Origin of the sequence: Spiroplasma endosymbiont of Cantharis rufa, assembly GCF_964019665.1 — a bacterium.
Lineage (GTDB): Bacteria > Bacillota_I > Bacilli_A > Mycoplasmatales > Mycoplasmataceae > Spiroplasma_A.
Genome location: NZ_OZ026459.1, coordinates 424,297 through 449,821, shown reverse-complemented (window position 1 = coordinate 449,821; position 25,525 = coordinate 424,297). Strand labels below are relative to the sequence as shown.

The 25,525-nt window shown below is 25.0% G+C and carries 20 protein-coding genes; 3 read left to right on the top strand and 17 right to left on the bottom strand.

All coding sequences use genetic code 4. From position 1 onward, the window contains the following. Window positions 1–79: 79 nt before the first annotated feature. The 3 genes from rpsO to truB all read right to left on the bottom strand — a co-directional run bounded on the left by rpsO (window position 80) and on the right by truB (window position 2,117). The gene (gene rpsO, locus AACL15_RS02020; protein ID WP_339029344.1) at window positions 80–346 is read right to left on the bottom strand and encodes a 30S ribosomal protein S15; all 267 of its coding nucleotides are present in this window, start codon (window positions 344–346) and stop codon (window positions 80–82) included. Window positions 347–466: 120 nt separating this feature from the next. After that, window positions 467–1,204, bottom strand: a complete 738-nt coding sequence (locus AACL15_RS02015) for a hypothetical protein (RefSeq protein WP_339034821.1) — start codon at window positions 1,202–1,204, stop codon at window positions 467–469. Next, window positions 1,197–2,117, bottom strand: coding sequence for a tRNA pseudouridine(55) synthase TruB (truB, locus tag AACL15_RS02010; RefSeq protein WP_339034819.1), 921 nt, complete (start codon window positions 2,115–2,117; stop codon window positions 1,197–1,199). The genes AACL15_RS02015 and truB overlap by 8 nt, the downstream gene beginning before the upstream one ends. Before the next feature lie 116 nt (window positions 2,118–2,233). Between truB and AACL15_RS02005 the strand changes: the two genes are divergently transcribed. Then, complete coding sequence (locus AACL15_RS02005) at window positions 2,234–2,764, top strand: hypothetical protein (RefSeq protein WP_339034817.1); 531 nt, start codon at window positions 2,234–2,236, stop codon at window positions 2,762–2,764. A gap of 65 nt (window positions 2,765–2,829) precedes the next feature. On the opposite strand, the gene AACL15_RS02000 is transcribed toward AACL15_RS02005, so the two are convergent. The 5 genes from AACL15_RS02000 to AACL15_RS01980 all read right to left on the bottom strand — a co-directional run bounded on the left by AACL15_RS02000 (window position 2,830) and on the right by AACL15_RS01980 (window position 12,317). Continuing rightward, a complete protein-coding gene (locus AACL15_RS02000) occupies window positions 2,830–5,802 on the bottom strand; it encodes a hypothetical protein (protein ID WP_339034815.1) in 2,973 nt (990 codons plus the stop codon). A 167-nt stretch (window positions 5,803–5,969) separates the two neighbouring features. Then, window positions 5,970–8,960, bottom strand: coding sequence for a lipoprotein (locus tag AACL15_RS01995; RefSeq protein ID WP_339034813.1), 2,991 nt, complete (start codon window positions 8,958–8,960; stop codon window positions 5,970–5,972). A 120-nt stretch (window positions 8,961–9,080) separates the two neighbouring features. Next, window positions 9,081–10,415, bottom strand: a complete 1,335-nt coding sequence (locus AACL15_RS01990; RefSeq protein ID WP_339034811.1) for a hypothetical protein — start codon at window positions 10,413–10,415, stop codon at window positions 9,081–9,083. A 1-nt stretch (window position 10,416) separates the two neighbouring features. Next, window positions 10,417–11,598 carry a hypothetical protein gene (locus AACL15_RS01985; RefSeq protein ID WP_339034809.1) on the bottom strand — a complete coding sequence of 394 codons (1,182 nt, stop codon included), beginning with the start codon at window positions 11,596–11,598 and terminating at the stop codon, window positions 10,417–10,419. 2 nt (window positions 11,599–11,600) lie between these two features. Next, complete coding sequence (locus AACL15_RS01980) at window positions 11,601–12,317, bottom strand: 16S rRNA (uracil(1498)-N(3))-methyltransferase (protein WP_339034807.1); 717 nt, start codon at window positions 12,315–12,317, stop codon at window positions 11,601–11,603. A 97-nt stretch (window positions 12,318–12,414) separates the two neighbouring features. Here AACL15_RS01980 and AACL15_RS01975 point away from each other — a divergent pair, with 97 nt between their 5' ends. After that, window positions 12,415–13,089, top strand: a complete 675-nt coding sequence (locus tag AACL15_RS01975; protein WP_339034804.1) for a hypothetical protein — start codon at window positions 12,415–12,417, stop codon at window positions 13,087–13,089. A gap of 31 nt (window positions 13,090–13,120) precedes the next feature. Here AACL15_RS01975 and rbfA read toward each other — a convergent pair whose 3' ends face one another. From rbfA to nusA, 5 genes are read right to left on the bottom strand one after another with little or no spacing between them, the layout of a single operon-like run. Next, window positions 13,121–13,465, bottom strand: coding sequence for a 30S ribosome-binding factor RbfA (rbfA, locus tag AACL15_RS01970; protein ID WP_339034802.1), 345 nt, complete (start codon window positions 13,463–13,465; stop codon window positions 13,121–13,123). A 2-nt stretch (window positions 13,466–13,467) separates the two neighbouring features. Next, entirely contained in the window at window positions 13,468–15,333 is a 1,866-nt protein-coding gene (infB, locus tag AACL15_RS01965; protein WP_339034800.1) for a translation initiation factor IF-2, read from the bottom strand. A gap of 16 nt (window positions 15,334–15,349) precedes the next feature. Next, a complete protein-coding gene (locus AACL15_RS01960) occupies window positions 15,350–15,658 on the bottom strand; it encodes a 50S ribosomal protein L7 (RefSeq protein ID WP_339034798.1) in 309 nt (102 codons plus the stop codon). Next, entirely contained in the window at window positions 15,649–15,918 is a 270-nt protein-coding gene (rnpM, locus tag AACL15_RS01955) for an RNase P modulator RnpM (protein ID WP_339034796.1), read from the bottom strand. The genes AACL15_RS01960 and rnpM overlap by 10 nt, the downstream gene beginning before the upstream one ends. Before the next feature lie 9 nt (window positions 15,919–15,927). Then, entirely contained in the window at window positions 15,928–17,277 is a 1,350-nt protein-coding gene (gene nusA / locus AACL15_RS01950) for a transcription termination factor NusA (protein ID WP_339034794.1), read from the bottom strand. Window positions 17,278–17,508: 231 nt separating this feature from the next. Between nusA and AACL15_RS01945 the strand changes: the two genes are divergently transcribed. Then, window positions 17,509–18,063, top strand: coding sequence for a DNA-3-methyladenine glycosylase I (locus AACL15_RS01945; RefSeq protein ID WP_339034792.1), 555 nt, complete (start codon window positions 17,509–17,511; stop codon window positions 18,061–18,063). A 10-nt stretch (window positions 18,064–18,073) separates the two neighbouring features. Here AACL15_RS01945 and AACL15_RS01940 read toward each other — a convergent pair whose 3' ends face one another. The 4 genes from AACL15_RS01940 to AACL15_RS01925 all read right to left on the bottom strand — a co-directional run bounded on the left by AACL15_RS01940 (window position 18,074) and on the right by AACL15_RS01925 (window position 25,524). Further along, window positions 18,074–20,791 (bottom strand): DEAD/DEAH box helicase family protein, encoded by a 2,718-nt coding sequence (locus AACL15_RS01940; protein WP_339034790.1) that lies wholly within the window; start codon window positions 20,789–20,791, stop codon window positions 18,074–18,076. A gap of 116 nt (window positions 20,792–20,907) precedes the next feature. Beyond that, window positions 20,908–21,834 (bottom strand): ABC transporter ATP-binding protein, encoded by a 927-nt coding sequence (locus AACL15_RS01935; protein WP_339034788.1) that lies wholly within the window; start codon window positions 21,832–21,834, stop codon window positions 20,908–20,910. 9 nt (window positions 21,835–21,843) lie between these two features. Then, window positions 21,844–23,289 (bottom strand): hypothetical protein, encoded by a 1,446-nt coding sequence (locus AACL15_RS01930; RefSeq protein WP_339034786.1) that lies wholly within the window; start codon window positions 23,287–23,289, stop codon window positions 21,844–21,846. Window positions 23,290–23,613: 324 nt separating this feature from the next. Beyond that, complete coding sequence (locus tag AACL15_RS01925) at window positions 23,614–25,524, bottom strand: lipoprotein (protein WP_339034784.1); 1,911 nt, start codon at window positions 25,522–25,524, stop codon at window positions 23,614–23,616. Window position 25,525: the final 1 nt, after the last annotated feature.

Below are 25,525 nucleotides of genomic sequence, written 5' to 3'. Positions count from 1 at the left end.
ATATGATTTAATTATACATTATTTTTTAAAACTATTCTACTCAAATAATAATAGATAAAAAAATAATATAACTACTACACTATTTTCTTATTTTTAATTTTTCAATAATTGTTTTATATCTTTCAACATCTTTTTTAAACAAAAAGTTTAACAAATGTCTTCTTTGAGCTACTTTTTTTAATAAACTTCTTCTTGAAGTAATATCTTTTTTATGTATATTCAAGTGCTCTGTCAAATTTTGAATATCTTGAGTTAAAATAGCAATTTGAACTTCAGCTCTACCTGTATCATTTGCATTAACTCCGAATTCTTTAACAATATTTTCAATTTGTGTTTTAGAAACCATGTCTATAACCCCCTATTAATCCTTGATTGAAAATTGTTTTATCATAGAAAAGATTTAGGGTAAATCAAATCAAAGATAAAACATCAATACTTAAAAAGTATATCAAAAATAAAGCTATTTTTATACTTTTTTTAAAAATTCAATATCTAATAATTCTTTTTCGTAATTTAATTTAATAATATTGTTTTCTAATTCTATTTGAAGAGTTTCACCCTCAATTAGAACTAAATATTTTCCATTTGCAATGTTTATATTATAATCTTTCATCAAAAAACTATTTTCACTATTTCTTTCAAATCTAGCTGTAAAATTACCATCAATTATTTTATTAACTTCACTAATTTCTCCTTTTGCCAAATTATTCTTTAAAAGTGAAGTTGAAATATTGAAAATTCTTTTAAAAACTATAATATTTTCAACTCCAAAAAAGTCTTGCAAATGAGAAATATTTCCCTGACCTTTATAAGCAAATCTAAAATCATCACCTATAACTATTTTTTTAACATTTAGTTTCTCTTTTAAAAATAAACAAAATTCATTAGGATTTAATTTGATAGTTTCATTATTAACTTCTATTTCAAATAGAAAATCAGGTTTATAATTCTTTTCAATAATTTCATATTTATTACTTTTTGACTGTAAAGTGTTTTTTATTCCTTTTAAAAAATCTGAAACTTTTTCTGAAAAAGTGATTATAGATCAAACAAAATTTTTTTCCTTTGCAATCTTTTTTGCTTCAGAAAAAATTGCTTTATGCATTTTGTGAATACCATCAAAAAAACCAATACAAATAACATTTCCTTTTTGTTCCAAGTTGAAATTTTCATTATTTTTAAGAAAGGTTTGATATTTAATCATAATATCCATTCCTTTCAGCTTCAGTTAATTGATCCAAAGGAACCTCATCTCATAATCCTCTTTGACATTTATAAAGATCATGTGCAATGTGTTTATAAATTGCCATTACCTCTTTTAAATCATTAATAATAAAAATTATTGGGTAGTTAATGCCACTCAAACTAATTGCCTTACCTTGTTTAATATCTCTAATTCTATGATACTCAATTAATGTATGTTCATTTTTCATTAAAGCATCATACATTGACATTAAATCCTTTTGTTCTATTTGTTCAACTGTTTTTGCCTCACTTAAATTTAAACCTCCAGAAGAAGTTCTTTCTAATTGAGAAACTGTAGCAATTGTTTCTAAATCTTTTGCAAAATCTGTAACTAAACTTCTAATATATGTGCCTTTACTACATCTAACATTTAATTTAATCGTTCCTAATTTTTGCTTAAACTCTATTAACTCACAACTTTTAATAGTAACTTTTTTCGGTTTAATTTCAACATCCTCTTGTTTTCTTGCATATTCATATAGTTTTTTTCCATCAACTTTAACTGCTGAATATATTGGTGGATATTGATCATAAATATAACCATTATATTTTTTAACTGTCTCTTTTATCAATGACTTTGAAATTTTTCTATAACTTTCTTCTTGAACTACTTTTCCTGTAATATCTTGTGAATCAGTATGAATAAATAATTTAATAGTTACAATATAACTTTTATCACTACTTAAAATATAATTTGAAATTTTAGTTGCTTGATTAATTAAAATTACCATTAAACCTGTTGCTAGAGGGTCCAAAGTTCCTGCATGACCAATTTTTTTAATATTAAATTTTCGCTTAATATTTTGAATTAAATCATTTGAAGTAATTCCTTCTGGTTTATGTACTAAAAGTACTCCTGATTTGCCATCCATTTTATCTCCTCCAAAACATTTCCTATATTTATTATTACACATAACACATTATTGCTATAAAAATTATTTCTAAAAATATGTTATAATATACTAAATTAAAGAATTTAGGTGATTATATGCGTAGAAAATCAGATTTTTATAAAAGTATTGAAAATGAATTTAAGATTATTTCTGAGAAGGAACATTTGAATAGTTCAGGTAACCCTGTAAATAATCTCAATACAAAAATGTTTTATTTATTAAAACATCACTTTAACTCATTTGAAGAATTTGATCAAGCAATAATAGAAGAAATTTCAAATACACTACAATCACTTGAAGAAGTAATTGTAAAAAAAGCACTTTCTTTTCAAGCATTAGCTAAGGATGTATTCAATGAAAATATAAATCCACAAAAATGAGTAGATTTTGCTCAAAAAGAAGCTCAAAATTTAAGTTATGAAATGTACGATGAAAGTGAAGTCAAATATTTAAGACACTTTCATATTGTTTGACTTACATGAGTTTATTGTGATGAAGAATTAAAAAAACTAAGAATTAAAGCAAGTAGAGATGTTTATAATAATATTGGTCAAGTTGAAAAAGATTATATGAGAAAACGTGCTCAAATGTTAAAAGACCATAATGATGGAACTGACAAGTGATAATTTATAAATAATTAAAAGGCCCTTTTTAAAAAGGGCTTTTTAATTATTTTTTAAATAAAATATGACTATTCTTTAGATTTTCTATATTCGGGTTTTGGATTTTTTATTGTACTTGTTCAATCCCCTGCAAAGGCTCTAGCAAAGTCATATTCTTCCAAATAAGCTAATCCATGAGTTAATAAACTTTTGTTTATTGGCTTTTTAGTATGAACATCTAATCCTCTATCATCATTCATTGATCACATTCCAATATATCCCAAACCAATATTATGACTTCAATTATACAATTCTTTTGCATCTTCTTCAGTGAAAACTCCTCAAATAGTATCATTAACACCAATCATTGGAGTTGCTCCAATTAATTTATAAAGCCCCATGTTACCAATTGAGACTTTTCCATAGTTATTTTCAATTGAAGTTGCTAAGTTATTTTTTGTAGAATTTACTGCTTGTCTTGCTAAATCAAAGTTAGTTAATCCATCTTTAATTGCCTGTACATAAATTGGATCACCATAATCCATTAACATTAAATTAATAACTGGTAAATCTTTTTCATTTAATCCAGCCTTTTTAAATTCTTCAACAAATATATTCATTACACGATAACCAACAGAAGTTAAACCAGTTGGCAATACTGGTAAAGTTAATGAAAAATCTCAATCTTTATCTTCTTTTTTCATTTCAGCAATTGTTGCTGCTAATAATCTATTATCACCATCTAATTCTTGAGCATGTCCCTCAATATCAAAGTCAATTGCCTTTGGCATTTTAACATTTTTACCTTTTTTATTAGCTAATTTTACCAATGATTCTTGATAACTAATTAAAGCTTCCTTAAGATCATTTTTTGCTTTTTGATAATTATTCGGATTTAATTTATTTGCTAATGTTCAAGGATTTTTTTCTGTAAATCCTCCTGTTGTGGCTCCACCATAAGCTACTTTAATATTTTCAAATTTATTTTGTTCTGCCATAGGTTTTAAAATCTTATCTCAGTATTGACTGCTTTCTCATCATTCATAACCTTCAGTACCTGTTTCACTACCTGCAATTGACAAATCTAATTTATCACTATGATTATTAACCTGTTGCACAAAAGCTAATGTTAAATGATTCATTCCTTTGACATTGGAAATAATATTTCTCATATTATTTCCTTCATATAGCCCAGCATCTAAATAAGGTGAGAAATATGTTGATTTATTTGCCTTTGCTTTTTTAACAATCGAATTTTTTCTATTTGGATTTGCTTCACTTCATTTTGTATAAAGACTCTTACCTTGTCCAGTTGGAGGCATAATTACTTCTCCTCCCCCAGCTCCTGCTCCAGGTCCAGGGTTTGTTCCTCCTCCGCCTTCTCATGAAGGTCCTTCTCAATTACCACCATTTTCTAAATTATCTAATGCTTTATTTGCTTGGATATCTTTTTTATAATCAATAGCTTTTAAGATACTAATAACTTCACCTTTATCTGTAATTTCTTTTGGAATATCATCTTCTAATAAAGTCCCATTCAATGCTTCTGCATATGTAAATTGTTTGAAACCTGAACCAGATCTAATGTTTTGATCTAATGCATTTTGATCAGCTTGAGCTGGACCTGTTAATTTATTATCTTCAAAATGACTTGGTACATCTCTTGAAATATAGAACATTCCTAAACCACCAAATCCCTCTTTAACAGCTCAAGTTCTTAATTGGACTGCATCTTTTGGAGTAAAGTTATAAGCAGCAGCTTCAGCTCTTCTTCCAATTCAAGGAGTAATTTTAATTCTTTTTTTTATGTAGACTAAGCTTTTTTCATCTCCATTTGCCACTTTATTTATTTCCATTCAGTTTTTAGCTGTTTGTTTAGCTCCATCTTGAATTTTTTTTAATTCTCAATCATCATTAGTATTAACATCATTGGGTACAGTCAAATAACCTGTAACTAAATTTAATCTAAAATTAATACCTAAATATTTTGTAAAGTTATATAAAGGATAAATTTCGTCACCTAATAAATTTAAATTATTAACTCCTTCTTGACCAAATCCCTCAGCTAATGCAACTCCATATTCTGTTGACATTACAAGTGATAATTGGAAATCATAATTTAAATCTTTTTCGATTAAGATTTTTAAAGCACCTGCAAGTAATTTTTGTGAATCAGAATAATCTCCTTGACGTGATAAATATGGTGATGCAAAATAAAAATCAAATTTTTTAGTACCATATTTTTCTCCAACTTTTTGAATTACTTCAGCTAATTGTTCTGGAGTTTTATTATTTTGTCATGCTGTATGTCATAAAGAATTGGCAAAAGGTCCAAATGAAATTCTTACATTTTCAGGATTTAAATTTCCACCTTCATTATGACTTGTTATTTTAGTTTTATAGCTTTTTTTTGTTCAATCTCTATATCTATCATTAAATCACTTAGCATATTCAGTTTCTTTACCTTCTTCAGCTAAGATACCTTTGCCATCACCTTTGGAAGGTCCAGCATTTCACATTGGAACTAAATCACCAGTATCTGCTGCATTTTGCATAAATCCTAATGTTACTTCTGAACTTTGTGTAATAACATTTTTTTTGCCAGCTATTTCACCTAAATCATTATAAATAATATTTTTTCCATTTAAACTTTTTTCTGCTTCAGCTCTTGTTCCTTGACTTTTTCCTTTATCTTTCATCAAGTATTCTGCTGTATCTTCTACAATTCCCATATCTGCATAGGGAGAGAAAATAAATTCATTAGAGTTAATTGCTAATTTTTCAACACCAGCTAATGAAGATCTTTCTCCTTCTTTAATAAATCCAGAAGTTGAGCTATTTTTGTTTGTATTCTCTGTTAATAATTTTTTTGATATTTGCCTTTTAACACTATTTTGTTTCATGGTATTAATTTCATTATTTATATTTCCATGACCTTTTCATTTTTCACCTGTTTGAAAAGTTTTATCTTTTGCATCTATTACATTTCCACAAGCTACAACTGAACCACCAACAGATACAAATAAGCTTGTACTTGCTAATAAATTTAATAATTTTTTCATATTTTGCCCTTATCTATCTAGTATAAATTACACTTATATTTTTATTATATCTAAAAAATATTTATTTTATAAAAATAATTTTATGATTTAAAAATATTTTTGTGTATATAATCAGCTTTATAAAATCAAAAAAAACTCCTTTTTAAAGAGTTTTTTTTATTTACAAACTAGAATTTATACTTATTTTTAATAATTTTATGTTCTGGTTTTGGATTTTTTAATGAACTTGTTCAATCTCCTGCAAAGGCTCTAGCAAAGTCATATTCTTCCAAATAAGCTAAACCATGAGTTAATAAACTTTTGTTTATTGGTTTATTCGTATGCACATCTAAACCTCTATCATCATTCATTGATCACATTCCAATATATCCTAAACCAACATTATGACTTCAATTATACAATTCTTTTGCATCTTCTTCAGTAAATACACCTCAAACTGTATCATTAACACCAATCATTGGAGTTGCACCAATTAATTTATAAAGTCCATCATTACCAATTGAAACTTTTCCATAGTTACTTTCAATTGAAGTTGCTAAGTTATTTTTTGTAGCATTTACTGCTTGTTTTGCTAAATCAAAGTTAGTTAGTCCATCTTTGATAGCTTGTACATAAATTGGGTCCCCATAATCCATTAACATTAAGTTAACAACTGGTATATCTTCTTGACTTAATCCAGCTTTTTTAAATTCTTCAACAAATATATTCATTACACGATAACCTACAGAAGTTAAACCAGTTGGCAATACTGGTAAAGTTAATGAAAAATCTCAATCTTTATCTTCTTTTTTCATTTCAGCAATTGTTGCTGCCAATAATCTATTATCATCGTCTAATTCTTGAGCATGTCCTTCAATATCAAAGTCAATTGCTTTTGGCATTTTAACATCTTTATAACCATTTTTATTAGCTAATTTAACTAATGATTCTTGATACTCAATTAAAGATTTTTTAAGTTCTTCTTTTGCTGTTGGTGTATTTTTACCAAATAATGTATTTGCTAAAGTTCAAGGATTTTTATCTGTAAACCCTCCTGTAGTTGCTCCACCATAAGCTACTTTAATATTTTCAAATTTATTTTGTTTTGCCATTGGCTCTAAAATTTTACCTCAGAATTGACTGTTTTCTCATCATTCAAAACCCTCAGTACCTGTTTCACTACCTGCAATTGATAAATCTAAGTAATTACCATGATTATTAACTTGTTGTACAAATGCTAATGTTAAGTGATCAAATCCATTAACACTAGAAGTAATATTTTGCATATTATTTCCTTCATACAACCCAGCATCTAAATATGGAGAAAAATAAGTAAAATTGTTAGATTTTGTTTTATTAGTAATTGAAGAAGTTCTATTTGGATTAGCCTCACTTCATTTTGTATAAAGACTTTTTCCAGGTCCAGTTGGAGGAGAAATAACTTCTCCACCATTTCCTCCACCTGTTCCAGGTCCAGGGTTTGTTCCCCCTCCGCCTTCTCATGAAGGCCCTTCTCAATCTCCACCATTTTCTAAATTATCTAAAGATGTATTTGCTAGAATATCTTCATGATAATCAATTCCACCAATAGTTTTGATTCCATCTTTATCTTTTGCTTCAATTAAGGGTACTTGTTCACCTGAAATTGTTCCATTTAAAGCTTTTGCATATGTAAATTGTTCAAATCCTGAACCTGATCTAATATTTTGATCTAATGCATTTCTGTCAGCTTGTGCAGGACCTGTTAACTCATTGTCTACAAATTCACTTGGTACATCTCTTGAAATATAAAACATTCCTAAACCACCAAAGTTTTGTTCTTTTGCTCAAACTCTTAAATCTGCTGCATTTTTAGGTGTAAAGTTATATGCTGCTGCTTCAGCTCTTCTTCCAATTCAAGGAGTTATTTTTATTCTTTTATTTACAAAATTTTTATCTTTTGATACACCATTTATAATGTTATTTAATTTATTTCAATTTTGTGCTGATTGTAAAGCTCCATTTTTAATAGTTTCTAGTTCTCAATCACTGTCAGTATTAACATCATTTGGTACAGTTAAGTAACCTGTAACTAAATTTAATCTAAAGTTCATTCCTAAATATTTTGTAAAGTTATATAGTGGATATATCTCATCACCTATTAAATTTAAGTTTACTTGACCATGTTCTCCAAAACCAGGAGCTAATGCAACTCCATCTTTTGTTGACATTACAAGTGATAATTGAAAATCATAAGTTGAATCACTTTCAATTAATATTTTTAAAGCACTTGCTAGTAATTTTTGTGAATCAGCATAATCTCCTCTAGCTGATAAGTATGGTGCTGCAAAATAGAAATCAAATTTTTTAGTATTGTATCTATCTCCAACAGCTTTAATAACTTGTGCTAACTCTTCTGGAGTCTTATTATTTTGTCATGCTGTATGTCACAATGAATTTGCAAAAGGTCCAAATGAAATCCTTACATTTTCTGGATTTAATTGTCCACCTTTTCCTTTTATTTTTTCGTTACCTTTTATATCTTGTCCAGTTCAATTTCTGTATCTATCATTAAATCATTGAGCATACTCAGTTTCTTTACCTTCTTCTGCTAAAATACCTTTACCATCACCTTTTGAAGGTCCAGCATTTCACATTGGAACTAATTCTCCTGTATCTGCTGCATTTTGCATAAATCCTAATGTTACTTCTGACTCATTAGTTATAACTGTTGAATCTTCAGCAATTTGTCCTAAGTCATTATAAACAATATTATTTACTAAACCTTTTTCTGCAACATCTCTAGTTGCCTGACTTTTTCCTTTTTCCTTCATCAAGTACTCTGCTGTATCTTCAACAATTCCCATATCTGCATAAGGTGAGAATACAAACTCACCGTCATTAACTGTTAAAATATCTTTATTTGCTAAAGAAGATCTATCATTTTCTCCAATAGTAGCATAAGTTGAACTTTTACTATTTGTATTTTTTGTCAATAAATCTTTAGATATTTGTTTTTTAATGTTATTTTCTTTTAATTTAGAAACTTCTTGTTTAATAGTTCCATTACCTTTTCACTTTGCACCAGTTTCATAGTCAACATCATCTTTATCTATGATACTACTTGTACAAGCAACAACAGAAGATCCTGCTGAAACTGCTAAAGTTGCAGTTGCTAATAAATTTAATAATTTTTTCATATATTGTCCATCCTTTTCATATGATTAATTTGATTATATAAAATAACAAGGTAATAAGTAGGAACATTTTAGATATAAAAATATTTTAGTAAAAATATGAAAGCTAAAATGATTTTAGAGTTAATTATCGTTTTTTATAGCTCATTGTTCTTCATCTATCTTATTAATAGACTCAATTATTAAAGAGACCAACTGTTCTATTTGATAATTTGAGTAAAAAGGATACTTTCTATCAAAATAAGGTTGGAGATATTTTAATTTTGTATTATATTTTGTAAGTCATTGATTGGCAATATCATTAAGTTCTGACATTGCTTCTCTTTGCTTTGTAGATTTAATTTCACTTTTTAAATCTGAGTTTAATTGACCATATAATTCATTTGATTTTAATGTTAATCACTTTTGAAACATAGCATAATTTGATACACCACTTTGAATAACGGGAGAAACTATGTATCTATGTCTATAATTTTTAAATTTCTCTCATGAGGTATTTGAAATTCCATTTTCATTCGATAAATTGTTCTGAATATATGTCTTATGCTCTATCAAATCAGTATCAAATATCTTAATAGATGATAAGTAATCAATAGGTAATTTAAAATTAGAGTTAGTATTTACTGAATATCGAGAAATACCCTCAAAAATTTCTTCATTTTTAAAATTAAATTGATTAAAGTAATAAGTATTTACTGAGTCTAATTTTATAAAAATGAAATTAGTTAAATCAAAAAAACTAATGTTTCTTTTTATTCATTTTCTTAAATTTTCAGTTTTCATAAATTGATCAATATTGATTTCTAATTCTCTTTTTATGTGTCGTTCATAAATAAATGACTCTAATGTTTTTGATACATATTCATTAAATCATCTTAATAGATAGTAATCAATATCATATGAATAATTAAACTCATTTTTCATTGTGTAGTTTATAAGTCTTTTTAAATTGACTAATAACCCCGAACTTAGTTTATTAACTTCTTTAAAGTGCACTGTAAGTTTTAAAACTATATCGTTTTTTTCAATTCCATTATGATTTACCCAATATATTGACTCATTATTTACTATGTTAGCAATTACAGAAACAATTCTAAAATTTATTTTTACATTTTTATAATTAAAAACTAGATTTATATAATTTTTATCAGTATGGATTTCAGGAATAACCTTATATGTCTTTGAAACTCTTAATATTGTTTCACTTAAATCTGATATTTTAATTAAAGAAGCACTTATATATTTAATTGCACAAAGATCAAGATTAATTACATTATTTATTTTCATATATGAATGATAAGCAAAATCACCAATTTTTTTTAAATGAATTTTTTCATTTAAAAAAAGTTGTCTTAATTCATTAAAATAAGAATTTATCTTAGTAGTAACTGTTTGCTCTTCTAGAGTTAATATTTTTACTGTTTTATTAAATTTTCATATATTTTTATTTAATTTCATTTTAATCTCTTTCTATTTCAAAAGTAAAGTACTGTAAAAAAATCAAAAATAGACCATTTTCCTTATTTGTTGGATAAATTGTTCTTGAATGAATTTGTAAATCTAAATTATCATATTTATGGCTTTCCTTTTTTATGGAAATAGTTGTGGAACCTTTAGTGTTTTTTAAATAGCTAACAGAGTCATATCAAAAGAAAAAATTACCACTAATATTCCTTTCCTTATTTTGTAAAAATTTATTAATATATTCAAAATATTTTTCTAGAAAACCTTGAAGATTTGGATATGTCATATGAAAAACTCAACTTAGATTTTTTAATTTAAAGGAATTATAAATTTTTGCAATTTTTTTGCTTCTTTTATAAAAAATATACTTTGATTCCAAAACATTATCTACCTCTTTTTTACTTGAAAAATTATAATCAAAAGCAAAATCTAATCACCTTTGTAAGTAAATATTTTTAGTTAAATCATATTGTATTTCAGACATAATGCTTATTTTTAAAAATAAGCGCTCTTGTTTAGTTAATAAATTTCTAAATTTTATTCTTACATAATAAAAAAGAATTTGTAATTTTTTGACTAATAATTTATTTAGTGTACGAAAACTTTTTACATATTCTAATGTAAATGACCTATTATACATTGTTTTGTTACAAATAATTGGTAAGAAATTATTATGTCTAAGTGCTGTTCTAATAATTATTGAAAATCCAATTTTCCCTTCTTTATAAAAAGTAATTTTAATTGAGTCAGCAAAAGTAACTATTTTTTTAGGATTATTACATCTATATTTTTTCTCAATTCAACTAACTTTAATATCATTGGCAACTTTGTAAAAGTTAGTAACAAGTTTAAAAATTTCCTTATTAATTTCACAAACTCAACAATCATCAAAATGTTCTCTTGTTTCAATTTCTTTTTCATACATTTTATACATATTTCTATTTACATATTTTATTGCTAGTAAATCAATATTAAGTTCTTTATCAAAATCATAAAGTTCTCCCGTTGCAAAACTACCATGAGTCTTTAATTGAACAATATCTTTCAATTTCCTTTTCAAATAATAAATGTTTTTATCAATAAATTTTTTAAGTTCATTATCAATATAAATTTTTTTTAGTTGTCTATTAATTTGTTCAATATCAGCTGTCACTAATTTACTTGAAATTTTATCCATAATTATCACCCACTTTTTTCATAGTTTAAACAACTTAATACAAATAGTGGAGCTGTTTCAGCTCTCATTATATTTTCTCCCAAACCAATACTTTTATAGCCCATTTCATTTAATTGTTTCACTTCTTGAGTTTCAATTCCACCCTCAGGTCCAATAATTATATTAATAGTTTCAAACTTCTTAATAATTTCTTTTTTGATAAACTCACTTGAAATTTCTTCTCAACAAACTAAATTAATATCTGCTTTATATTTTTCCAAATCTTTCAAATTTCTAACAATTGAATTTATTGTTGGGATATCAACTCTTTTTGATTGCTTTGCAGCGCTTTCACAAATTGTATATCAACGAGTTAATTTCTTTTTTTCATTTTTAGTATCAATTTTTACAACATTTCTTTTAAATTCAACAGGAATAATACTATCAACACCAAGCTCTGTAGCTTTTTGTAAAATAAAATCTCATTTTTGTTCTCTAATAATGCCCAAAATTAAATTTACCTTATAGTTTTTTTTAGTTAGTTTTTCTTTCGAAATTATTCTAGCTCTGCAAAATTTTTCAGTTATTTCAAAAATTTTACACAAATACTTCTCATTTTGATAAATACAAAATATTTGTTCTTCTTCTTTTAATCTAACAACATTCTTTATATGATGAAGATTTTCATTAATTATTTCAAAATAATCATCTATAATTTTATCTAAAAAGAAACTATGCATAATAACTCCAATTCTTTATATATTATAATATAATATTTCTTGAGGTGAATATTATTTGAATTCTATAAAATTGTTTGTTTAAAAGGAGAATTTGACAATGAAGATGACTGATAATAATAGTCAAGATCAAGAATTGATTCAAACTATGGAATCAATTGATATTGATTATGAATTCAGCAAACTAAATAAGTCAAGCAAACATGCAAGATTTAAGAGTGAGACTCTAAAAATAACTCTTGTCAGTTTGTTACTAAGTATGTCCACAGCTGTTAGTTTAATAAATGTAATTATTCCATTATATATTACTGGAGTAAATTTAGGTTTTGTCCTAAAGTACTTTGTTATTGCTATAAGCTTTCAAGTGGTAGGCGTATGCTGGGGTATGATAATCGGTTTGTTAGATGGTCTACTGCAATTTCTAATCTGAGGTTATAGTCCTTTATTTAGACTAGCATCTGGAATTGGATTAGCAATTTGAGTAGCACTTTTTTGATTAATATACAATAAAGTATTTCGAGTTTATAGTAAAAATGCCTCTTTTAATAGAAGCGTTTCGCTAATATTCTCAGGAATGTTAGTATTTATTTTTGGGCCATTAAGCTCAGCATTTTTGAATTATTTAATATCATATATTGAATATGGTGAAATATATGGTATATTTAAATTTTTTCACTCATGGTTAAGTTTTATGGTATTTGATCTATTTGCAATTATTTTATTCACACTCACTACTAATAGAATTCAAATATTAACTGAAAAATTGCTAAATTAAATAGAAAGACCTGCATTTTATGCAGGTCTTTCTATTTAATATCTTTTAGTATTTTTTCAATTTTATTAGCATTTTCTAAAGTTTTATCAAATTCGAATGTTAATTCTGGCACACTTCTCATTTCAACTTTACTTGCAAGAATCATTCTTATTTCTTTTAAATTCTCTTCAATTTCAGCCTTTACTTCATCTTTATTTGAATTAACATCCATTGATGAATAAAAAACCTTTGCATGACCCATATCATTTGACAATCTCACTTCGTGAACTGTAAGTGAATTTAAGTATTCACTATCTGGAAATTCTCTTTGTAAAATTAAATTTAATTCTCTAAGAATAGTTGATTGATTTCTTTCAATTTTTATATCATTTGCCATAATTATTTCACCTCTTCTACCTTGTATGCTTCTATAATATCATTTTCCTTTAAATCATTAAAGTTTTTAATTGTAATACCACATTCTTGTCCTTCTTTAGCTTCTTTTATATCTTCTTTTTTATTTTTTAAAGAAGATATTTCTCCACTATAAACAACTATTCCATCTCTTAAAATATGAACTTTTGAAGAACGTGGTACAACCCCACTCATAATTCTACATCCTGCTATTGTTCCAACTTGTGAGTGTCTAAATAATTGTCTTACTTGTGCCTCTCCCAGAGATTTTTCTTCAAAAATAGGGTCTAACATACCTGTGGCAGCTTCTGCTATTTCTTCAATTAATTTATAGATAATATTGTGCAATCTTATTTCCACACTATCTTCTTCTGCTTTTTGTCTAACTTGTGATGTTGGTCTTACATTAAAACCATAAATTAGAGCATCAGATGCTAAAGCCAAAGTAACATCACTTGCTGATATTGCTCCTACTGTTGCACGAATTACATTAATTTTTACTCCTTCAATACTAATTTTTAGCATTGAATTTCGAACAGCTTCAACTGTACCTTGTGTATCAGCTTTTAAAATTAAATTAATTGATTTTAACTCACCAGATTCAATTTTATTTTTAATTGAATCTAAAGTGAATGTCTGATTTTTTTGTCTTGCTTCATTTTGTTGTTTTTCAAACTGAGCTTTTGCAATATCTCTTGCCATTTTTTCTTCAGTAACAACAATAAATTTATCTCCTGCTTTAGGAACTTCGTTTAGACCAATAATAACTGCTGGTTGACCTGGAGATACTTCAATAAGTTTAGCCTTATTTTCATTTTCTAAATCTTTGATAGTTCCAAATGTTCCCCCAGCAATAATAATATCTCTAATTTTCAAAGTACCATCTTGTACTAAAATTGTTGCAACAGGACCCCTATTTTTATCTAATTTAGCTTCAATAACAGTTCCTCTTGCAAATTTATTAGCATTTGCCTTTAAATCTTTTAATTCAGAAATTAATAAAATAGTCTCTAATAATGTATCAAGACCTACTTTTCCTTTTGCAGAACCTTCAATAAATGGAATATCTCCACCATATTCTTCTGCTACAATTCCATAATTCATTAATTCCATTTTAACTTTATTTGGATCTGCACCTTGTTTATCAATTTTATTTACAAAAACAATAATTGGAACACTAGCTGCTTTCGCATGGTCAATTGCTTCTTCAGTTTGAGGCATTACACCATCATCTGCTGCAACTACCAAAATTACTATATCAGTAACTTCGCTTCCCCTTGCTCGCATCTCTGTAAAAGCCTCATGACCAGGAGTGTCAATAAAGGTAATTTTATTTGACTTTATTGTTGTTTGATAAGCACCAATATGTTGAGTAATTCCCCCAAACTCTCCATCTGTAACATTTGCATTTCTAATTGAGTCTAATAATGTTGTTTTACCATGGTCAACGTGACCCATAATTGTTACTATTGGAGGTTTTGCTGTTAAATCCTTCGGATCGTCTTTTTCATTAAACGTTTCAAAGATATTTTCCTTAGTAACACTAGTCTCTTTTTTAAAATCATAGCCAAATTCAATACATAATTCCCCCATTTGTTCTTCTGAAAGAATTTGGTTTTGAGTTACCATTGAACCATTAGTAAAAAATCATTTTACAATTTCTGCTGGTCCCTTATTTAGTTTTTTTGCAAAATCTGCAATTGATAGTGGTTCTGTATAAACAAAAATACCATCAATTAAACCAGTTTCTGTTGTTTGTTTTAATTGATTTTTTATATTTGCACTATGTGCTTTAGATTTATTCTTAGACTGTTGATTCTTATTATTTTCTTGTTTTATATTTTTTGCCATAACTACTTCTCCTTTCTTATTCAATGTTTTTTAAAATTAACTTTACAAAATTATCGTCATTAATTCCAATACTTTTAATATTGTTTCTTCCAATAGCCTTGCTTAATTGTTCGGAATCAAATAAATTATTAATAATTTTGATATTATAAAATTTGGCCTTATCATTGATTTTTTTTAATTGACTTTTTCCCATGTCAGAAGTTGTTAGTACAATTTTTACTTTTGTTAGTTTAATTTGATCAAAAAGTTTTTCTCCATAAACTAATTTACCTGCAGATGAAATCATTCCTAAAGAACCTAATAATTTATCTATATTTAGTCCCAATTTAATTTTACCTCTTCTAAAAGTTTTTCATAGAATTCATTTCCCAAACTAGTCTTTAAATTTCTTTCCAAAGCTTTAGTTTTTTTTACTTTTTCAAGTGCTTCTATAGTTGGTCTTATATAAGCTCCTCTGCCATTAGCCTTCTTTGTATTATCAATAAAAACTTCACCATTTTTATTTTTAACAATTCTAATCAATTCAACTTTTGGATACATTTTATTAGATGCAGCATCTTTTCTAAGAATTATATCTTTTGACATTTTTTAAAACTATTTTTCATAGTATGAATCATAACTGTCATCAACATTATCAATACTTTCTTCAAATTCAAAAGTATTATCTTCTTCACTTAGACTCTCAAATGCTGCAATCGATGCTTGAATTTCATCAATTGATTTATCTTCTTCAATAAAAGCAATTTCTTCTTCTTGTTCTTGTTTTTTGATAAAGTTTTTATCTTTATTAAAGTTACCTGCAGTTTTTTCTCTTCTTTTATTAACTTTATTTAGGAAATCTGGATTGCTTAATTCTGCTTCATCAATATTTCCATTTCATTTAATTTCAATTTCTTTTTCCTTGGCATTTTCAAATGAAAAAATATTAATTTTCATATTTACTAGATTTGCAACTAATCTAGCTGCCATCCCTTTTTTACCAATTGCTAATGATAATTGTTCATTTGGAACAACTATAAAACATTCATTATTTTCTTCATTGATATCAATACTAATTACTTTAACAGGTGCTAATGAATTCATTACAAATGTTTTTTTATCTTCATTTCATAAAACTACATCAATTTTTTCACCATTTAATTCCTTAGTAATATTTTTAATTCTACTTCCTGATGCACCAACACAACTTCCAATTGGATCTACACCCTCTTCGTGTGAAAATACAGCTATTTTAGCTCTATGTCCTGGTTCTCTTGCAACTGATTTAACTTCAACTATTCCCTCAGAAATTTCTGGAACTTCAGTTTCCATTAATCTTGTTAAAAATTCTGGATGAATTCTTGAAGCTTGAATTTGTGAATGTTTGTTATCTCTTGAAACTTCTTCAATATAGAAACAAATTCTATCATCAATATCAAAATCTTCTCCTGGAATAATTTTTTTATTTCAAATTGGAATGATTGAACCATTAATATCAACCAAATAACTATTCTCTGTAATATCTTTAACAAATCCACCAACAATTTCATGATTTTTTGATAAAAACTCTTGATAAATTTTATTTTTCTCACCTTCACGAATTTTTTGCTTAATAATTTGCCCTACTTGCATTACAGCTATTTTTGAGAAATCCTCTTGAAATTCTACTGGTTCATATACATTGTCACCAATTGAAACATTTTCTCCATAAAGCTCTTTAGCTGCATTTAAGCCAATTTCTAATCATTCATCTTCTATTTTTTGAACAACAGTTAAAATTTTAAATACCTTAACTTGACCAGTATTTTGATCAATATCTACTCTTACTGTTGCTTCAGGATCAAATGATTTTTCATATGCTTTTTGAAAACCTTCTTTAATACCCTCCAAAACAATATTTTTGTCTATTTTTTTATCTTGTACGATTTCAAAAATCGCATCTAATAGTTTTGCACCATCTGTCATGGCTTTTAATCCTCCTATAAATTTTGTCAATTATGTTTTAACAAATATAAAAGAAGACTTGCGTCTTCTTTTACTTTAAATATGACACTTTAATTATAACTAAATTATCTAAAAATTTGTATTTTTTTATTAATTTAAGTAAAAAAATTAAATTAAAGCTTATTTTTAAATAATGCATAGACCTTTTATATATAATTTGATTGTATTTAAATAAAAAAAGGAAATAATGCAATGAAAAAAAGATGTCAATGAGCTAATAAAAATATACTAAATCAGCAATATCATGATAATGAATGAGCTAAACCAATTTATGAAGATAAATTGCTCTTTGAAATGCTTATTTTAGAAATAAATCAAGCTGGACTAAGTTGAGATATTATTTTGAAAAAGAGAGAGAATTTTAGAAAAGCGTTCGATAATTGAGATTATCATAAAATTGCTCTTTATGATGAAAAAAAGAGAGAGGAGTTAATACTAAATAAAGGAATTGTTAGAAATAGGCTAAAAATAAAGGCTGCTATAAATAATGCAAAAGCTTTTATTAAGATTCAAGAAAATTATGAAAGCTTTAGTAATTTCATTTGGTCTTTTACAAATAATAAAATAATCAATAACTCAATTGAAGATGAAGAAATTACCCCTTCTTTTTCTGAATTATCAATAAAAATGGGTATTGAATTAAAGAAAAAAGGTTTTTCATTTTTGGGAAAGACAACTGTATATTCCTTTCTTCAGGCAATTGGAATTGTTAATGACCACTATAATTATTGTTCATTTAAAAATTAGAGAATAAAGATTAATTTACATCAAATTCTGCTGTTAGATATTTTTCATTTAACATTTTATTATAAATTCCTATGCCTACAAATTTATATAATTTTAAAAACATATTTTTCTGTTCATAATTTTGTTTATCATGAAGAAATAAAAATTTCTTAATAGAATCATTATTAAAATCCTTAATTATCTTATGTTCTATTGACATAGTCTCAGGAATAGATCAATAAAATTTATTTGTTGTTTTATTATATTTGGTTAATTTACCATAACTAGTTGAGTCCTCATCAGCTAAAATAAGTTGTTTTGAATTATCAAAAGTTAAGTAACCAGCTTGAAAAGTTAGCACTTTCATCTCATCTCTATAATGTAAAAAATTAGTTCTTCCTAAAACTGATAAGCATTGTTTTACAGTATAAGTAGAATTAACTGATAATAACTTATCAAAATTTCCTTTATAGTTCAAAATTTCATATTTTAATTTATATTTTAAAATTAAAATTAGTTCTTCTGTTATTAATTTATTATTTATAATAAATTCTTCTACAAGATCGCCTATTTCCAAATAATTAGGATATAAAGATAAAAACTTTTCCATACTTGTTATCTCGTATAAAAAGGATGTCATAAGTAAATTATCGAAGTCTAGATCTATATTCTTTTTATTAATTTTTCCCTCTAACCGATTTAAGAAATAACTTATTATTTGATGATTATCTAAAAAAATAAATTGTTTTAGTATATTTTTATTTCTGTTTGTATTATTCTCTTTATCTTTAAATTTTGATATTTCCTTTGCTGTTTTTAAAAATAGATCATCTAAAGCATTATAAAAATTTTGTAAAGAGAATTCATAGTTGTTAATTATTTTTTCTAAAGAATCACTACCATATTTTTTATAATATTTTATAACTTTATTTTTTATAATATTTTTATTTCCATATCATTTTTTTAAACTTTGCAAAATTATATTCTCAGTATGTTTTTCTAATGTTATTGTTGAATTATAAGGCAGTCCATTTTTAATTACATTAAAATTAGTCCCAATTATTTGAGAACTAAATAGGTTTCTTATTCCTAAAGTAAGATCATATTTATTATCTATATTTGATATTAAATCATATACTTCTAATTTATTTTTTAATTCCGTCTTTCTAAGACCTCTACCCAATTGTTGCAAATAAACAGTTTTTGAATTTGTTGGTCTTAATAATATTATTGTATTGATCTCTGGTATATCTATACCCTCATTAAAAATATTTACTACACATAAGTAGTTTATTCTACCAGTTTTAAATTCATACAATATTCTTTTTCTTTCTTTATTATTTTCAGCTGTTAATGATTCTGCCCTTAAATTTTTTGTTTTTAAAAAATTAGAAATAATATTTGCATGTTCTATTGTAATACAAAAAATTAAAGCTGTTGGTCTGGCATATATACCCAAGTATTTCTCAATAGTCTTATATAATAATTCATTTCTAGATTGTGTATTAATTTTTTTAAATATTTCCCTATCTGAATTTATATCAACTCCTTTTAAGTCAGTGGAAGTATCATCAATACAATAATAATCAAAAGGACATAATAATTTTTGATTAATAGCATCTCAAAGTCTCAATTCAGAAGCAAATTCATTATTAAAATATTTTTTTATATCTTTTCCATCTTCTCTTTCAGGTGTTGCAGTTAGACCAATAATTTGTTTAGGTTGAAAAAAATTAAAAGTTTTTTCAAAAGAATTTGCTGCGATATGATGGGCCTCATCAAAAATTAATATGTCAAACTGACTCTTTGAAAAATTATTTATTTTATTTGAAAGAGATTGGATAGTTGCAAAAAGATGTAAAGGTTTCTCACTAATTATTTGACCATCATATAAAACCTCTCCAAAATTAGGATTATTCAAAACCTCTCTATAGGTATTTAAAGCTTGATCAATAATTTCTCTTTGATGTGCTAAAAACAAAATACTTAGATTTCTATTTGAGGTTTCTCATTGTCTTTTAAAGTCAAAAGCCGAAACTAAAGTTTTTCCAGTTCCAGTGGCCATTACAATAAGATGTCTATTTTTTCCTTGAAATCTTCTATATGAAAGCTTATCTATAATATCTTTTTGAAATTTATATAAATTTCTTTTTTTGTAAATAAATGAGTTATCTAATTCTAAAATATTTTTTTGCTCCTGATTCTCCTTAATTTTTTGAATTAGTAAATCTCTTTCATAATCATCTGAAAAATCAACCAAATTATCCTCTCATAGTAAATTAAATTCATCTATCATTTTTTGAACTAAATCATTATTTTCTTTTGAAGCAAATTTAATATTTCATTCCCTTCCACTAATCATTCCTTTATAAGTTAAATTAGAAGAACCTACTATTGCACTATTATAATTTGTTTTTCTTTTAAAGATTGCAGCTTTGATATGTATTCTTTCACTATGTCCCTCTAAATTGTCTTCTATCCTTATTTGAATATTGTCATAACTTTCAATTAATTTTTTTAGTTCTTGCAAATTATTGAATTGAGATAAATCATCAAATGTTGTAGAAATTATTTTTATTAAAATTTTATTTTTTTGACAATAATTAAATGTTAATGAAATCTTATTTAAAATAGATTTTGATATAAAGGGATAAATTAGATATACTTCATCTGATGTTAAAATTTCATTTTGTATCTCATTTAAAAGCTCCTGTTCATCTTTATTTGTAAAAAATTTATCTTCTTTCATAATTTTTATTTGCTCCTATATTTTGAATTAATAAAAAAAGATAACGAAATGTTATCTTTTTTTATTAATAAACAAGTACATTATATAACTATAATTTATATTTTATTATAAAACAATTATTTAATTAGCTCGTTATTTTCAAGAGCTTTATGAATGGATTCCATATTTATTGGTAATTTTATAAGGTTATTTAATGGTAAATTATTTTTAATTAAATATAAAAATAAATAATTTATCTGTCTATAATTTTCAACAGCTATAACCAAGGAGTTTTCATAGTTATCATATTTAAAGGATTTAATATTTTCTTGTAGTAAAAATTCTCTAAATTTTTCAACATCAAATAACTCCTTAATAAATAGTTTGTACTTGGAATAAACATTTAATGCCTCTTTTGTACCTTCAAATATTTTTTTACCATTTTCTAAAATAATATAATCATCAATGATATCTGAAATCTCATCAATATTATGAACAGTAATAATTATTGTTTTACCTTGATTCTTAAAATCTATTAATAAATTTTTAATTTTATTTCTTCAATATGAATCTAGATTTGCTCCTGGCTCATCCATAATAATTATTTCTGTATCCTTAATAAAACATAAAATCAAATTTAAACGGTTTTTCATTCCTCAAGAAAATTTACTTATAATTTTATTTCTTGTCTCTCATAAATCAAAGAATTTTAGTCAATACTCAATTTTAGTCTCTCTATCCCTTTTATTTATTCCAAGAATTATACACATGGTTCTCAAAAAGAAGACAGCATTAACACTATATAATGAAAAATCTGTTTGAGTATAAAAACTAATTAGCTTATTAATTTTATAATGAGATATTTTTTTTCTTGATACCCCATTGATATAAATATTTCCTTTAAAATTTCTTATAGATCCAATTATGGAGTTAATTAAAACACTTTTACCACTCCCACTAGAGCCAAGAATTGCTGTTATTTTTTGGGAATTAATATCCATATTAAGTTCACCAATCTGATGAGTTTTAAATTTTTTTACAAAACCTTTAATATTTATTTCCATATTTATTTCCTAACTTAAATCGAATTTGCTATATCTATAACAAATCATTACAAAAAATCCAATAGATAATAGAGATTGAATAGCCAAATATATTCATGGCTTTGTATAATTGTTATAAGAATTCTTATCTATAATATTAAATTCATTTAATTTAAAAGTATAATTGCTATAATTCAGAAACATATTTTTTTGATTATTTAAATCAATTTTTGATTTTGAACTATTTTTAAATCAAAAATCCTGATAGGAAAATCCTGATAACTCTGTATAATTATTTCAAATACCATTAAATAAGTTTAAATTATTATATAAATCAAATTTACTTCTTGCAGAATAATAGTTATTTCATCCATCATTTTGAACATCAACTGAATATTTAGAAGCAACAATATACTTACTAGTATAATTTATAAAATACTCTTCCAACATTCTTGATGCTAGCATTAGAGGAAAAAATAAATCATTTCTTATGAATGAGTTTTCAATTGTTCCAGCTTTTAAAGTCAATCCGCTTTGTAAAGAAGCTGATGAATTTAAATTATATTTATAAATATTTGTTAAGTAATTTTTTTTAAATACAGCACTTATAGTTTTATTATCTTTATAAATTTTACTTTTGGATTCATCAATAAAGACAAATTCCTCAAAGTAATCACTTGTAAATTGCTGAAAATTTGGTATATAGTTTTGAATACTATCTAGAAAATCACTTAAATCTTTTAAAATTAAGCCTAATTTCTTATCACTTTTTTCAGTATCTTTTATTAATTCCATTAATTTTTCTTTTGAAATGAATATATTTTTTAAATATATTTCTGTATCAATTGAATCATCTGCTTTAAAGTCTTTCAGATCAGTCATGTTTGAACCAACAGGTAAATTTTTTATCTTTAAATTTTTTCCAGTAATTAATGTTTCTTCTTTTTTGATAATATTTAACTTACTTCAAAAGCCATTTACTCTTTTATTTATTGAATCTTCCAAATTAAATTCTTCTCTAGTAAATTCATTTTCTTTAACCATAAATTCATTTAGAGCATATGCTAAATATGGATATTTTATTTGATAGTTTAATACATATTTTTGTAAGTCAAATGAGTCATATAAGTCATTTACTTTATAAATCTGTCCATTATTATAATTGAACTTTATTGTACCTTGGCTTTCTCTTGCTTCTATAAATTGACGAGGAATGTTTGAAAGAAAAGTAATAGATATTAATAATGTACAAATAATCGTTGTAAACTGAATATTTGAAAATAATAAAAGCAGTAAGATAAAAGCCATTAGAAAAAATGAAGATACAAATGAATAGAGAAAAAAAGCTAAATTTAGTTTTATGATTAAATTAAAATTCTCTGTTAATAAGTATCCAAATAGAGAAATTAATAAAGTAGAAATGATTATATTAAATAAAATCACAATATTAATTAAAATATATTGACTTATCAGCATTTTAACTCTTGAGACTTGATTTGCTAAAACTAAATATAAGAGTTTATTTTCTATAGAGTTAACAAAATAAAACTGCATTGATCTCAAAACTAAAAGAAAGATAAATAATGATATATAAATTAAAATATAAAAATTAAAAAATATAACTATTTGTTCTCCTGTTGTTAAAAAAAATAAACTAAGAGAAAAGAAAAATGGAAAAAACAATAATAATAAATTTAAAACTATAAATGATTTTTCATGAAATATAATTTTAAAATTGAATATTAATAATTTATTAAAGGATATACTATTTTGTATTTTCATAATTTTTAAGTAAAAAAATTAAATTTTACTTCTTTCAATTATTATTGAGTTATCTGCAATATCTTTTCCATATTCTTCAAATACAAAAACAATATTTAGGAAATTAAATTTTAAAAGGATTCCGGTTTTTCTTGAAAGATAACCTGCATATCTTTTAACTTGTTTATATCCATTTTCTGTTTTCTGAACATCTGAATAAATTCCAAAATAGGTTGTCTCTGGTGTTATATCTGATACACTTCCATTACGATGATAATTTGTAAAGTATAAATTAAAAATTCCTTGATGACCATTTTCTAATAATTTATCTCTAAAATCAATTTGATTATCATTTAATAAGGATAGACTTTTATTAACTCAGTCAACAAAACTTCCATTACTCTCTTTTTGTAAATTATCTCAAATATTTGCTTCAATTTCTTCATCTCTAACTTTACCACTAAAAGCAAATGGTGTTTGAAATTGACTACTTCCATTTAGTATTGTTGATTCTCTTGTATCGAAAACATTTTGAAATGATTTTATACCTTCAATAGTATTAAAGTAAATTGCATTTCCAAATGATGTATCCTTAATTAAATTTTCACCATTTAAATCCTTATTTTCAGCATTATCAATTGCTAAAGAGTATTTTATAGACACACTATTTATTGGTAACTTATAGTTTGAGTTAATTACTAAAGATAATCCTTCAAGAGTAACTTTACCATTTACTAATGAGTTTGTATTTTTATTAGCTCCATTATAGTTACTTTCTGTTAAAAAAGTTTGAAATAAAGCTTCATAGTTTTGATACATGGTTTTTATATTTTTATTTAATAAACTAAAAACATCTTTATTGACATTTTTTGTACCATAATCTTTAAAGTTTACTTCATTTCCACTTTCCTCTATATTTATTAAAATTGATTGATTTGCATCTTTATAATCTTGACCATCCTTTTCATTTAGAAAGGCATTGTAATTATTTGGTTCTACTTTTGAATAAATTGAATTTTTAGAAATAGTTGGCTTATTATTAGATGAAAACTCTAATCCAATATTTATTTCACTCAAATATTTATTTTTAATAAAATTTATAAATTCATCTCTAAAATCAGTTGAACCATAAATATTATCTATTATTGATGATCTTTTTTTACTATTAAAAAAATCAAATATTTTATAGCTAGTTCTTTTATCCAAATTTAATAAGCTATTTTGATAATCTAATCAAGAGAATTTACTTTCACTACTTAGGAAATCATTTTCAATATTTTTTTGAATTTTATCAATATTTTTTAATAAAACCTCATCATTTGTATAAGTAAAGACTAATGGAATTGTTGTATCAAAACTTTGCTTATTACCATCATTATTTTTAAATTGAATTATGATTTTTAAATTAATTACTGTTGAAGATAAAAAGTAATCTGGATTTGACTCTTCATTTTCTTGTCAGTCTTTATTTGTATATTTAATATCAATAGAATTTTTATCAAAGTCCAATGAATCAACTACTTCATTATTTCAAATGATGACATTAAACTTATCTGAAGAGTTTGCTAATTCATTTAATTTATTTCTTAACTCAACTGTTCTTAAAATATTATTAAAGTCAGTTACAATATCATTTTTTAAATTTTCAGTTAAGTCTTCTCTAACATTTAAACCATCTGGATTAGTATTTGTTCCATATTTTTCAATATTTTTTCTATTAAAAAAGTTATATACTCCATTATCATCAATTAATCCTAGTAATTTATTTTTTTTAGAATTAATAAATGAATCCATAATCTCGCTTGATTGTTTTTTAAATTGTTCAATTAATTCCGAAACATCATTATTTTCTTCAATTGGAGGCTGTTTTTTATTTCCACAGGCAATAACTGAAGTTGTTGCAGAGGAAGCGATTCCTAAACCTGCTAATATAGTTAATAATTTTTTCATT